Here is a 13,962-nt window from a genome sequence, read left to right as displayed (position 1 = left end):
TCTTTTATAAAGTTTCTAAAATGTCTATTGTAGCGGTTTAAAAACTATTTCACAAGTATCTGCTTTGTTTAAAAATGAATTTGCAAAATCCTGAATATCTTTTGATGTCATCGCTTTTACGATATCTGTATAATTTTTTGGATCGTCGATATTGTCATTATCCCTAAAATAGTTGATCACCAAATCCATACTATATCTGTTAAAATTTTTACGGTCTGCATTCGCTTTTAAATAGTTTGTTTTAGTTTTTTCTAAATCTTCTGTAGCAATTTCACCTTTTTTTATTTTTTCAATTTCCTGATAAACAATTGGTAATAAAAGCTCTACCTTATTTGGATCACAATCAAATGTAATGGCAAGATGTCGGTATGGCTCCGGATCTTTAGCTGCAAAACACTTTATATGGGCGCCGTAAGTTCCGCCCTCTTTTTCACGTAGGCTTTCCGTATATCTTAAAGTTAAAATGTCTCCTAAAAACGAAGCTAAAATTTTATTTTTTTGAGAGTATTTGTACTCTTGCTGATACATAATTGTTACGGAACTTTTTGGTGTTTCCATTTTGATAAAAACATCTTTATCAATCTTTGTAGAAATCCATTTTGGTATATTATTTCTAAAATTTTCTTTACGTTTAATGCCTTTTATGCTTGCAATGTATTTTTCTAACAAAGGCTTTAAAACTTCTGGAGTTATATCGCCCACAATGTAAAACTCAAAATTTGACACATCACAAAATCGATTTTCGTAAATTGATTTCATCTTGTCGAAAGACAAATTATCTATAAATTGTTGATTTAAAATTTGTACTCTGGGATTATTAGTACCGTACGTTATTGCCGAAATACTATCACTCATTTTCCTATTTAGATCCTTATCTTTATTTTTTAAAGAATTTTGAAACCTTTGTTTCATCAAGGCAAACATGTTTTGTTCAAACCTTGGTTTTTCAAAACGCAAATAAACCAACTGCATCATTGTTTCTATATCTCGCACATTCGCTGAACCAGATACCATTTCTCCAAGAGGGTTTATATCAACAGAACTTGCAGCTAGTTTTCCTTTTAAAACTTTATCTAAATCTGTATTTGAAAATGATCCTAAACCAGACATCAGTGCCAAATTAGATGCATAGGTAGCCGAAGCAATATCTTCTGGCTCGTACAATGATACTCCGCCATAACTTTGCGCTTGTAACTCTACTTCTTTTTTATTTTTGTCAGCAAATTTATAATGCACTTTTACACCATTACTTAAAACATAAGTTGTAGCACCAATTACATCATTTTTCTGTTCAGAGACGATTTTTCCCGGCTTTAAAACGGTATCGCCCATTAATGTTGTGGCAACAAAATTGTCTATATAAGGTTTTAATGCAGGATTATTTTCAGCTTTATCTATAATACCAAATGCTTGCTCCTGCGTTAAGTTTGTTTCGTTTTCTACTCCTGTAACTGCAATTACTCTATTATTTGCAGTGTACAATTCATTAATTTGTTTTTGGAGAATGTTGGTGTCTAAATTTTTAAGAATTACCTTCATCATTTCAAATTCAGCTGTCGGATCACCAATAACTTCATGCTTTAAATAATCATCTTTCACCATAGCAATCACATTTTTATGTGTGATTTCGTCTATCTTTTCTAAATAATTTTCGTAAGATGAAATTCTTTCAGCAACTGCTCTTTCAATTTCTCCTTTTGAGAATCCAAATTTAGACGCACGCGTCCATTCATCCATAACAACTTTAAAAGCTGCTTCCTGCTGATTAGGTTTTGGAGAAAGGCTTATAAATAAAATATCATTTAAACGGCTGTAATTTTGAAAACCAATTTGAGCACCTTTAAACGGACAATCTTCTTTTTGATTCAACTCACTTAATCTGTTATTGATTAATGAAAATGCAATACTTCGTTGTGTCGATTTTTCTAAATCAGCAAAAGTCCCTGTTGGCTTTTCTGCTTTATGACGAACCATATAAATAATATTCGAAGCTGTAATTTCTTTATCTAAAGCCAATTTAAATGTCGTTTTATCATTATCCGGAATGGCAATTTCAAAACGTTTTTTAGGGTTTTGTCGCGCAGGAATATCAGCAAAAAGTTTTTTTATTCTTGCTTCGATATCGTCAGCATTTATATCTCCAACAATCGCGATTGCCTGCAAATCCGGACGATACCAATCTTTATAAAAATCTCTTAAAACCTGATAATCAAAATTCTTAACAATGTCCATGTCGCCAATAGGTTTACGATCTGCATACAAACTATTATTGTAATAATATGGTGCTAGCTGATTGTAAATACGTTGCGAAGCATTTTGTCTCGTACGCCATTCCTCGGTAATTACACCACGTTCGGCATCGATTTCTTGATTGGTTAAGGATAAAAAACCAGACCAATCATGCAAAACCAATAAACAGGTATCGACTACTCCACTTTCTTTTGACGGAATATTATCGAGATTATAAACCGTTTCGTCTGTGCTCGTATATGCATTGATGTTTTTGCCAAAAACGGCGCCTTGTTTTTGTAGTGTGTTTAAAATTCCTTTTCCTTCAAAATTCTTGGTTCCGTTAAAAGCCATGTGCTCCAGAAAATGCGCCAAACCTTTTTGCTGGTCGTTTTCTAAAATAGAACCTACGTTTTGAATGATATAATAACTGGCTGTATTTTTATTTACCGTTGTTGGATAAATATAATACGTCATTCCGTTTTGCAAGACTCCTTTTTTTATTTTTTGATTGATGGCAATTGGATCATTGCCTTTAAAATTTTGAGCCTGAACCGTAAATAAATTGGCAATTATAACGAAGAAAAGAAGTGCTGATTTTTGTTTGTAAAACATATAATTTTCTTTTTTTTAAAATTGATTAGTATAGTTTTAAACACATAGAAACATAGATTGAAATTAATAATTAAAACAATGTCTCTATGTGTTTATTTTTTTTTTACACTTTCAATAATTTATCTAATTGCTCTCTCAATTCTGGATTTGACGGACGTAAGGCATTTGAATTAATAATATTTCCTTTTGTATCAAATAATAAAAATCTCGGAATGGCATTTACATCGTAATTTTTGGCAACATCAGAATCAAAATCTTTATCAGCCATAATCTGAATTCCTTTTAGTTGTTCTTTTTTAACAAAGTCTTTCCACTTTTGATTGTCTTTTGGTTTGTCTAATGAAAGACTTACAAATACAATGTTTTTACCATGATAATCTTCCTCCATTTTTTTCAAGTGAGGAATCTCTGCTTTACAAGGTCCACACCATGTTGCCCACAAATCGATGTACACTAACTTTCCTTTAAAATCTGAGAATGAAACCGGTTTGTCTTCGATATCTTTATAAGTAAATTCTAATCCTTTTTGACCTACATTTTTATGCAATACTTTCTCATAATCAATTAAAAATGATTTACTAGCTTCAGAGATCATGTAAGGTTTAATACTTGGAGCCACTTTTTCATATTCTTCGATTTTCATACGAGAAGTTGCTACTGCATCACGTAGAAAAACATCTTTTAAAGTAGGATCTGTAATGTGTGTAATAGCTTCTGCCAAGTCTAAACGTTTTGGACCTCCGGCTCCATTTACAGTTACATAGAAAAAATAATTTGACATTAAAGAAACTCCGTTAGCTAATTTCAACAAATCAGGATCTGTAAATTTTTTATCAGTTTGCCATGTTTTAATAACCGCCGGACGATCGTCTTTGTCAGGAAATGCTGTTCTTGGCATTCTAAAAAAGTAATAGGTCAATTCTTCAACATCTGTTGCTACGGCCAATTTTAATAATTTATCAAAAGTGGCATCTTTCGTTTTAATACTTTTTATAAAAACGTCTGCTTTTGCAATACCTTTATCTACCCAAGGATAAAAATCCAAATAAGTTACATTGCCTCCAACTCTTGCAAACGGTGCAAAATCATTGTAAATTCCATTTGCTTTTTGAACCAAAGCATTTTGCCCCAAAGCTTTACCACTTAAAACATAATTGTCTTTACTAATCGAAAGATTAATGTCTAATTTAGGTTCTAAATACAAACGGATTAATTGATTTCGACCTTTAAACTGTCCATAATCAACATAATAAAATCCGGAAGTTGCAATGGGTAACATAAAACCAAATTCGCCCGAAGCATTTACTTTCGCTGTCGCTACTACTGCAGGTTGTCCTTCTTCGACATTATAAATGGTAATTTGTTTTATTTCAGTATCAGGAATCGAAATTGTTCCTTTGATTACTGCATACTCAGAAATGTCTGCAGCAAAACTAAATTGCCCGACAAAAATGGCAATTAACAGAAGTAAAATGGTTTGTTTTTTCATGATATTTTATTTGTTTTTTGATTATGTATTAAAGTGAAATTCTGATAGATTGCTCGTTCTGTTCCATAATAAAATCTTTAGTTTCTTTGCTGGATTTTAATTTTTTAATGGTTTCTGGATTGCGTAAATCTGCAATTTCAAAATCATTGATTTGTGTTATTATTGCGCCTTGTTTGATTTTTTTTAGCTCTTCGTTTTCAGTATCTGCAATTTTTTTTACAACTAAATTATTCTGATCGTCAAAGTCTAACTCAAGTCCTGACAAATAAAAAGACGATGCTTTTTTAAATGCTTTATTAGGTTCTAAATACACGGTTTTATGCAACATATCAATCGTAAAATTGAATCGTTTGATTAAATCGATTCCAAGTGATCCATCCGCAGTAGCCCAGCTTTTATTGTCTTCCTGATATTCCTGCAAAGCGATTGTAACGTTCGAAAAATTATTTCCGTTGATGGATACATTTGGAAGCGTTCCTCCAATAATTTGTGTTTGATGTCCTAAACTATGATTCGTTGATGTATACTCGGTTTTTATACTTTTGTCTAAGTTATTTTTATGATTAAAAGGTCCAAAAGCGATCAAATCATAACCCGCTCCTGTATCAAAAGTAAAATTGCCTTCAACAGTTTTTTTATCTTCAAAAGTTAATGTTAACGGCACTATTGGCAAACCCGTTTTATAATCAAAAACCAGCGGCTTTGCTTTTCCATCATAAACAAAATTGCCGAAATTATACAGGTCAATTGTTTTGGTATCAAAGTTAACTTTGGTAATAAAATTGCGAAGTAAATTGGCGCCAAATAAGCCGTCGTAAACACTACTTTTAGGAAAAATAACTAATCCCTGATTGGCTATACTTTGATTACCAATATGAATTGTATTATTTGCCGAATATTGTACCTGCTGACTTCCGCCCACAACTGATGCTGCTTTATTACTCGTAATGACTATTCCTGCTTTATATGCGCTATCTGGGTTTAAAGCCATTCCATCTGCGCCGGTATCGAACAGCATAAGAAATTCGCGATCAGTGTTGTTCAGTTTTATTTTAATAGCGATTGCGTTTTCGATCATTTCAAACGGAATACTGGCAACTTTTTTTACCTCAGCATTTCGATCGATTCTGTATAAACCATCAAAAAAAGTTACATATTGTATTTTGTTTGCTGCATTAAAAACGATTTCTGAGGCTTTTTTTTCTTTTCCTTTAAAGAAAAAATTCACGGCAACACGAGTTTGATTTTTAACTGCAACAGATTTTCCTATTTGTAGAGAATCTAATGCTGATGAAACTTTGAAAATAGTATTTAAATAAAATTCGTTTGATGATGCATCGCCCACGCCAACAGTAAATTCTGGCGACAGCAATGTTTTTATTGCATTATAATCTTTGTTTTGAAATGATTTTTCAAATGTTTTAAGCGATTCCAGAATTGACTTATTCTGCGCATAAACAGAACATGTCAAAGTCAAAACGGCAAGTATCAATATCTTGTTCATCGCTTTATTTTTGTAAAGTATACGGATTGTTTGTTTCTTTTGTAACCCCAAAATCTTTCAACAAAATACCTTCATATTTTGTCCATTCTTCAGCAGTATAAAGTGGTTTTGCATCTGCCAGTAATTTTTTGAAACCAGCTAAATCATTTGATTTTTCAAAGTCTTTTCTTTTACGTTGCAAAATGGTAAATACATGACTTGAAACACTACCTTTTGCATAATCTTTAGACAATTGCGTGATATTCTTCAAGAAAAGATCGTCATACTGTTTGCCAATTCGTAATCCTGTAATAATTACAAAGGGAACCTCAGCAACAATAGAAGGCTGTGATTTTAAATAAGCATCGACAACCTCAAAAGAAACATTTCTTTTGCCGGCCATATAAGCTTGTTGGTAAAACTCCGGATAGTCTTTTTCATTAATTTGCGGACTATATTTTTTAAAGTTCCCTTTTTTCGCTGCTTCTTTTGCATTTTGAAGTAAAGCTATAAAAGGTTCTACTGCCTGAAAACCCATTGCGTTATCAATCACTTTTCCGTCGGCATTTATAAACAGAAAGGTTGGAAATCCTGTAACGCCATATTTCATGCTTAATTTTTTTCCAATTTCTTCTTTTAAGATATCAGATTTGAATGTGATGAAATTGTCTTTTAAAAACGATGCTACTTTTGGATCGGGAAATACGTCTTTGTCCATTTGTGCGCACGGCATACAACCTGTAAAATACAAATCGACAAAAATTAATTTATGCTCTGTAGTGGCTTGTTTTTTAACCAATTCCCAACTTTCGTCTGTAGACGGTGTCTGTGCATTTACGGCAATAGAAGTCCAGGCAAGCAGCAAAAATGCACTTGCAATTTTAAAAATGATTTTCATACGATGTGATTTTTATTAGCCGAATGAATCTGTAGTGTTCATCCGGCTTTTGATATTTTTAAGGTTTTTGATTATCTAAAACGGTATGCAACATCTACAATTTTGCATAATCCTGAATAACTTTTTTCCAGAACCAAATCTCCATTTACCGGTGGAACGGTAAACAATTCTAGTTTTCCGGTTGTACTGTAACTTCCTACCGTTAGTTTATTGGTTAATCCTTTTGCTGCTCCCGAGTGGAAACCGATATACGTTATTTCTTCTGTTCCTTTGTCAAGCATTAATTTAGCAGATTGGGTTCCGTTATCGTATTCATACAATTTGTTTCCAACTACATAGAATAAATATCCTGAATCTGGGCTGACCGCAAATTTGGTCGCTTTATCAAAATCTGGTGCATTCAATATTTCTTTGTAATATACTTGTGCTAAGCCTGTAGTAAAACGTACTAAATGAAATTTGCCTGTTGAAATATTTTTAAGTACTGCAAAATTTTCATAGGAATTAAAAGCTGAAGTGGTCATATAAACCAAATCGCAATTGGTATTGTTCCAATCTAATACTGTTGGCGAAGCTACTACTGGTGGCATTACAGAACAGGTACTTTTTGACATACTGTATCGTACAAAACGACGGGCATTTTTATCATAAAATATCGGACTTCCTAATGAACCTCTATTTTCTGCTATAAATGGAGCGGCATAAAAATCTTTACTCTCGTTATCGACTTTGTTTTGCGGCAAGCCATATTTAATTTGAAAAGTTCTGTAATAACAATAAATATTTCCATTACTATACAGGAAATTTTCTCCGCCTGCCGGCGATTTCATAAAATCGACACCAAAATTGGTTGGTAATGCTCCTCCAACTGTTTCGTACGCTATATTTTGTGATTGTGCCCATCCAAATGAATCCGGGTCTAATCTTGCCGTTCCAGATTCTGAAGCAGTTACATAAATACCATAAGTATTAGTACCGGAAAGTGCCTGCGAAACACAATACACATTTACGGCTTTTCCACTTAGTTTTAATGCAGATCCTGCAGCATCTAGAGCATTGATAACAATACGTGGTGTAGCCACATTTGGTATAATCGAAACCATGTCTAAACGGGCTTTTCCATCAACGTCACCAAGAACCAACCAACCTTCATAAATAGAAGACACTACATTTAAGGTAAAAGCAGTTTGCTGCCAGTTTACGCCTGTAACTTTATCTTTTATAAAATAATAAACGGTATATTTTGCCGGTGGTAATTTTAATATTCCGTCCAAATCTTTAGTCGTTCCTATTGTCGTTCTGGACTCTGAAACTAATTTTGTAGGATTTACTGCTACCCATAAATATTCATAACGATTTGGATCTGTCCCATCGTCGAGCGTTGGATTTAATTTTGGTGTTATCTTAAAATAATCTCCTGTATAAGCTGTATATTCCTCAGCCAGTCCGGTTACATTGGGTTCATTTATGGCTTCATAGTCGTAATTCCCCTCGTCGCTCACACAACCATAAGTCATTAAAAGAACTAATAGTAAGCTCAATTGTATTTTTATATTTTTAAACATTGTTTTATATTTTTAAATTAAAAAGAATGATTTTATGGAAAGAACATTTCAGTACCATTTTCTTCGTAAATGGTGTTTCCGGAAGCTTTTTGATCGATGAGATAGCGCTTCATAAAATTTTGATAGTATTGCACATCCGGTACACTTAACCCTGGACCTCCAGGTGACTGGTTAAAAATAATGGGATCTAAATTCATTAAATCGCACATTAGATAGAATTTCTTTGCTGAAAAAGGACCAAAAAATCCAGCAACCCAACCTTTTGGCTGCGTAAGCTGATCTTCAACCGTAAGCTTAAAACGAATATAACTTACTGTTTTTTTGGTGATAACATTGATCACTTTACTTTTCATTTTTGTACTAAAAAATTCATTTTCTTCCAAATTCAGCACTAGTGTAAACTTGTTCGTTTTCATGTCGGCTGTTCTTCGTAACGTAACAGGTATAGTATCTACTTCTTTTCCTGCATGTAAAACAATATTTTCGGGTAATGTAAAATGGGTTCCTAAAACAGCTGTACTCGAAGGATCTACGGTAAGTTTTATTTTTCGGTCGACATTACTTACAGTTCCCTGAACTCGTACTGCAAGTTTATAAACCCTTTCTTTGATTAAAGGATTCTCTAAACCAAAACTAAAGCCTAAACTGTCTATTACCGGGTCATTATTAAACAAAGGAAAAAATGCTCTTGAGAAATAAATATTATCGGTGTCTTTATAAGTCGTTATTTCTTCCTGACTACAAGATGATAATCCCAATAGAGACAAAAAGATGATGCTAAAAATCAATATTTTATTCATGTTTTACTTTATTAAATTATTGAAAATTAATTTCAGAATCCGGCATCGGTACTACATATTGTACTTTGCTCATAGATATGTTTCCAGATGCTGCTGAACCGTTTGGTACTGTGGCTGAATTGATTCTTTTGTAATAGAAAAACAATTGCCCCTCACCAATAAATTCTTTTTTGTACTCTTTTGTAACTTCTGTGGCGACAACTGCTGTTGCTCCTAAATTGGTTAATCCTCTATTGAAACGAAGTGTGTTTAAAAATGCAATTCCATCAGCCGGAACCGCAGCAGTTTCGGCCGCAATAAGATAAACTTCAGCCATTTTAAGTATCGGAATCTGAAAACGAAACGTCATTTTTTTATCGGCAACATCTTCGTATTTGTAAAATGTTTTCTGCGTTTTTCCTCCTACAATAGGAACTTTCCAGCTTGGCAAGCTTCTGTAATCATTGTCATTCGATTCAAAAACAGCATTTAATCTGCTTAATAAAGGTGAGTAGATTACCTGATCTTCCAGACTTGCATCAAATAATGCTTTTTGCTTGGTATATAAGGTATAATCGCTCAAAGCAAAAAAGCTTTCTGAAGAAAAAGTACGATCAGGATTAGCCGCATTTGTTGCTTCTAAAAATGGAGTCCAAGTAAAATAGGGTTTTGCTTTTAAAAAGTCTATAATTTCATTGGCTGCTTTAGATGCTCCTACTTTATCTCCAGAATATAATAGAACACGTGCTTTTAAAGCTTTTACAGCCAAATGATTCATTCTTTGTGCTCTGTTTTCAAAATAATACGGATTGCCGTTGTATGCGTTTGTAGTTCCGTATTTTCCAATAGTAAGAATAGGGTCGTTGGCTAAAAGTTTTAATGATAAATCGAGATCAGCAAGAATTTTAGCCATTACTTCGTTAGCAGGCAAAATTGGATTGTTTACGGTTTCAAATTTATCGTAATACGGTATTCCCGGATCACTTGGTGATACTTTATAAATAGGCCCAAACATTCTAAGCATATCAAATTGCAGCATAGCACGAATAGCAATGGCTTCACCTTTTAATAAATCGGCTTTTTCTTCAGAAACGACTCCTTTGTGTTCGTCTAAACTTTCTAAAAATTTATTTGCTGATAAAACGGTTGCAAACGCTTTTTCCCAAATAGGAGCAATGGTTGCTTTTGGTGCTTTTTCGGCATACGAATAATTTGCCAATGTGGTTTGTGCAGAATTTATCGACATATTATATTGTTGTCCTAAAATCTCTATGGCATCCATAGTCAATTGTCGTCCGTAAAGGCTATTAGATACCAATTGCATATAAAGCCCATTGTGCGCGTTTTGAACACCGGTTTCTGAACTATAAATTTGCTCTTCTAAAATTTTGTCTTGTGGCACTACATCCAAAAAATCACTACAGCTAATTGCTGTTACGGATACCAGAAAAAGACTCGCTATTTTATGTATATACTTTTTCATATTGATTAAAATGATACGTTTAAACTAAGTGAATAGATTCTTGAAAAAGGGAAATCGATACCTCGTTCTGCTTTTATAGTAGATACTCTAAAAAATTCGTTTGCCAGAGCATTAAATCCTAATGCTGTTACTCCGTTTCTTTTTAGCCACGCCCTATCTGTTATTCTATAACCAAAACGAATAGATTCGCCCGAGATATAATCGTCTTTCTGAATAAATCTTGATGATATTGGGGTATCATTTTTTAAACCAATGGCTTTAAATTGTGCAATTTGTCCCGGGGTTGTCCAACGATCTGTAAAAGCTCTTGCATCCTGATTATCAAAAATATCAGCTTTTGCAATGTTCTCTACTTTATTGTACAAGGCAGAGTTGAATCTTTCGGCTCCAAAACTGTAACGTACAAATAATCCAAAACTAAAACCTTTATAAGTAAGGTTTGTTGAAACTACTCCCGTTGCCGTTTCTCTTGAATTTCCCATAACCACTTCGTCTTTTTTATCTAAATTAAAAGTCGATTGTCCGTTTTTCTTCAAGAAAACTTCTTGCCCCGTTGCAGGATCAATTCCTAACGATGGAACTGCCCAAAGATCATTACTGCTTGCACCATCATAAAATCTGGTTAAACTTGATGTTTTTTGTGCCGCAGCATTTAAAGAAGCCAGCGCATTGCTGAAACCTCCTAATTTATTATCCCCTGATGTAGACATTAAACCTACGCCCCAAACAAAGTTATTTTTTAGGTCGTAGATAAAGTTGTAATTAATTTTTAGCTCCAATCCTCTTGTTGTTAAATACCCAACGTTTAAAGGATAACCATCTACACCTGTCGAAGAGGCAAGATCTATCGCTACAATTTGTGGTGACGTTTTACGGCTGTATGCTCCTATTGTGGCTGTTAATCTGTTTCTAAACATTCCCAAATCTAATCCTATTGATATGTCTTTGGTTCTTTGAGCTTCAAGATTAGGATTTGCAATTTGAGAAATCCCTAATCCTGCTCCAAAAACGTTGGTATTTGGATCGTAAGCATAGACATCATAAGATGCAAAACCTACTAAATTTTGATTTCCGGTTTGTCCCACATTCGCACGAACTTTTAAAATGTTTACGATGTCTTCGTTCATTTTGAATTCATGATTTAAATTCCATCCAAGTCCCACACCCCAATAAGGTGAATATTTTTTGTTCGTTCCAAAATTGGTTGCCCCCGAAATGGTCTGGGTAAAATCGAATAAAAATCGTCGATCGTAAGCGTAGTTAATTTGGTTGGTTAAATCGACGCTGCGAATTAATTCCTGAAAAACTTTTGGTTTTGCGTTAGGTTCATATCCAAAAGCAAATGAAGGGTTTCCGGGAACTCCAATTGGAAATCCTCTTAAGGCCGATAAATAAGAGTTATTTCTCTTTTCTTCTGCCGATGCTCGAATGGTATAATTGAAAGAATGTACGCCATTGAAAAGATTAGAATAAGTAGCTCCAAGGTTTGCATTCCATTTATTACTTACAGCTTCGTTTCTGGTATAAGTTCCTTTTTCTGTCGCAATATTGCTAATAAAACGGGTATCATCCGGAGATACAAACACAGTTCCTATACTACTATTTCTGGAAACTGATATTGCTCCTGTACTTTTAAGGTGTGAATTTATATCGTAATTAATAGCAAAGTTATTGGTGAAATTAAAATCATTTCCTTTATCATAACTCGGTAAAAAAACATTGTAAAGCGGATTGGCAGCATGATTTACCACAACAGGCACATTTGACGGTATTGGTAATGAAGTACCATCTAAATAACGCGTTATCACTCCGTTTTCATTCACTTTTGAATAATATGGACTTGCTTTTGCCCAAGTTTCGAATGTACCATATTGCGATTCCTGATTGTTACCGCCCGAAACAAAAAAGTTGTTATTAAGACTTAATCTGTTTTTTCTGTAGTTTAATGTGGTATTATAACCCCAAGTATTGTGCTCAGAACCTTTCATAGTTCCGGTAAGCGTTTTATAATTTCCGGCAATGTTAAATCTAAATTCCTCAGATCCTCCTCCAAGAGATAAACTATGTCCCGAAGTAAGTCCCATTTGGATTGGTTCGTTTAACCAATAGGTATTTACACCTCTACGTACATCAGCTAAACGTCGATTGTATTCCTGATCCCATTTGTATTGCGTATCAGCTTTTGAGCCATTTGGAGCAATAAAAGCACCGGAAAGTCTTTCAAATTCCAGTTTTTGTTCAGCACTCATTAAATGATATACACTTAAATCTGCAAATTCATAGGAGGAATTATAAACATAAGAAAATTGTAATTTTCCAGGAATTGGTTTATTGGTTTCGATAACAACAACTCCGTTTGCCGAACGTGAACCGTATAAAGCTGTCGAAGCGGCGTCTTTAAGTAATGTGATACTGGCAATTCTATTAATATCAAGATCGACAACTTGTTGCAATGTGGTTGGAAATCCGTCTAAGATAAACAACGGCTGATTTGGGTCGTCTCTAAACTGACTGTCAACTTGATTGGCGCTCAAACTGGTTTGCCCTCTTACCTCAATAGTTGGTAAAATATTTGGGTTCGATCCTACTAAATTGTTATTGACAACAATAAATGACGGATCTAAACTTTTTAATGCCTGAACAACATTTTGAGTCGAAATTTGTCGCAATTCCTCTCCTTTATATATGGTTACAGCTCCTGTAATTAATTCTTTCTTACGAACAGTAACTCCAGTATTTACAGTAACTCCTTCTAACTGTTTTGTTTCTTCTGCAAGACTTACATTTATTACTTTTTTGTTGTTTACGGCAATAATTTCTGATCTGTGACCAATGTACGAAAACAATAAAATTCCGTCGTTTGGTGCTGTAATCGTATACTTTCCGTCAAAATCAGTTTGAGCCGTTGCATTTGTCCCTTTCACTTTAATATTTACTCCGGGCAGAGGTTCTTTTCTGTCATTGGTTACAGTACCGGTAATTTCAATATTTTTAGATTGCTGTACAATTACTTTTTCTACACGAACTTCTTTGACTAAAATGGTGTTTCCATTGGCAAAACTAAAGTCAAAATCTTTGCTCGAAAAACTGGCTTTTAAAAGATCATTTACTCGAATTGTACCTTTTTTTAACTGTACTTTTGGTAATTTTTTAAATAAATCTTCCTGATAAATAAAGGTATAGTTGGTTTGCTGTTTGATTATATCAAAAACTTCGTCAACACTTACCGTTTTATCAGCTGCTATAACAATTTTTGCATTTTGTGAAAAAAGTTTTACGGGAGAAAAACCAAAAATTGTTGTGCAAAACAAGAAGATAAAGGTTCTCATAATGGTAATAATTAGCCCTCTTCTAAAATAGAAAAGTGCGCTGGTTAATTTAAATTTCATAAATTTACATGTTAATTGGTTGGTCGGTTGTT

8 protein-coding genes are annotated in these 13,962 nt (G+C 33.7%); all 8 read right to left on the bottom strand.

All coding sequences use genetic code 11. The features are described from left to right. Positions 1-24 precede the first annotated feature (24 nt). The 8 genes from ACHRVZ_RS16980 to ACHRVZ_RS16945 all read right to left on the bottom strand — a co-directional run bounded on the left by ACHRVZ_RS16980 (position 25) and on the right by ACHRVZ_RS16945 (position 13,930). On the bottom strand, positions 25-2,844 hold the full coding sequence (locus tag ACHRVZ_RS16980; protein WP_395424073.1) for a M16 family metallopeptidase: 2,820 nt from the start codon (positions 2,842-2,844) through the stop codon (positions 25-27). 103 nt (positions 2,845-2,947) lie between these two features. Further along, positions 2,948-4,333 (bottom strand): TlpA family protein disulfide reductase, encoded by a 1,386-nt coding sequence (locus ACHRVZ_RS16975; protein ID WP_395424072.1) that lies wholly within the window; start codon positions 4,331-4,333, stop codon positions 2,948-2,950. A gap of 28 nt (positions 4,334-4,361) precedes the next feature. Continuing rightward, a complete protein-coding gene (locus ACHRVZ_RS16970) occupies positions 4,362-5,837 on the bottom strand; it encodes a retropepsin-like aspartic protease (RefSeq protein WP_395424071.1) in 1,476 nt (491 codons plus the stop codon). Positions 5,838-5,841: 4 nt separating this feature from the next. Then, a complete protein-coding gene (locus ACHRVZ_RS16965) occupies positions 5,842-6,714 on the bottom strand; it encodes a thioredoxin family protein (RefSeq protein ID WP_395424070.1) in 873 nt (290 codons plus the stop codon). Between the two features lie 71 nt (positions 6,715-6,785). Beyond that, positions 6,786-8,279, bottom strand: coding sequence for a PKD-like family lipoprotein (locus tag ACHRVZ_RS16960; RefSeq protein WP_395424069.1), 1,494 nt, complete (start codon positions 8,277-8,279; stop codon positions 6,786-6,788). Positions 8,280-8,311: 32 nt separating this feature from the next. Next, the gene (locus tag ACHRVZ_RS16955) at positions 8,312-9,079 is read right to left on the bottom strand and encodes a DUF4843 domain-containing protein (RefSeq protein ID WP_395424068.1); all 768 of its coding nucleotides are present in this window, start codon (positions 9,077-9,079) and stop codon (positions 8,312-8,314) included. A gap of 16 nt (positions 9,080-9,095) precedes the next feature. After that, complete coding sequence (locus ACHRVZ_RS16950) at positions 9,096-10,541, bottom strand: RagB/SusD family nutrient uptake outer membrane protein (protein WP_395424067.1); 1,446 nt, start codon at positions 10,539-10,541, stop codon at positions 9,096-9,098. A 5-nt stretch (positions 10,542-10,546) separates the two neighbouring features. Continuing rightward, complete coding sequence (locus ACHRVZ_RS16945) at positions 10,547-13,930, bottom strand: SusC/RagA family TonB-linked outer membrane protein (protein WP_395424066.1); 3,384 nt, start codon at positions 13,928-13,930, stop codon at positions 10,547-10,549. Positions 13,931-13,962 lie beyond the last annotated feature (32 nt).

The sequence above is a fragment of the Flavobacterium sp. FlaQc-57 genome, from assembly GCF_044007395.1.
Classification (GTDB): domain Bacteria; phylum Bacteroidota; class Bacteroidia; order Flavobacteriales; family Flavobacteriaceae; genus Flavobacterium.
Note: the sequence above shows the minus strand (reverse complement) of the source record. Positions and strands in the feature narration are given on the sequence as shown.

What these genes read in the sequence shown, in the direction of transcription:
- ACHRVZ_RS16980 (WP_395424073.1), bottom strand. Translation starts at nt 2,844, where the DNA reads ATGTTTTACAAACAAAAATCAGCACTTCTTTTCTTCGTTATAATTGCC.
- ACHRVZ_RS16975 (WP_395424072.1), bottom strand. Translation starts at nt 4,333, where the DNA reads ATGAAAAAACAAACCATTTTACTTCTGTTAATTGCCATTTTTGTCGGG.
- ACHRVZ_RS16970 (WP_395424071.1), bottom strand. Translation starts at nt 5,837, where the DNA reads ATGAACAAGATATTGATACTTGCCGTTTTGACTTTGACATGTTCTGTT.
- ACHRVZ_RS16965 (WP_395424070.1), bottom strand. Translation starts at nt 6,714, where the DNA reads ATGAAAATCATTTTTAAAATTGCAAGTGCATTTTTGCTGCTTGCCTGG.
- ACHRVZ_RS16960 (WP_395424069.1), bottom strand. Translation starts at nt 8,279, where the DNA reads ATGTTTAAAAATATAAAAATACAATTGAGCTTACTATTAGTTCTTTTA.
- ACHRVZ_RS16955 (WP_395424068.1), bottom strand. Translation starts at nt 9,079, where the DNA reads ATGAATAAAATATTGATTTTTAGCATCATCTTTTTGTCTCTATTGGGA.
- ACHRVZ_RS16950 (WP_395424067.1), bottom strand. Translation starts at nt 10,541, where the DNA reads ATGAAAAAGTATATACATAAAATAGCGAGTCTTTTTCTGGTATCCGTA.
- ACHRVZ_RS16945 (WP_395424066.1), bottom strand. Translation starts at nt 13,930, where the DNA reads ATGAAATTTAAATTAACCAGCGCACTTTTCTATTTTAGAAGAGGGCTA.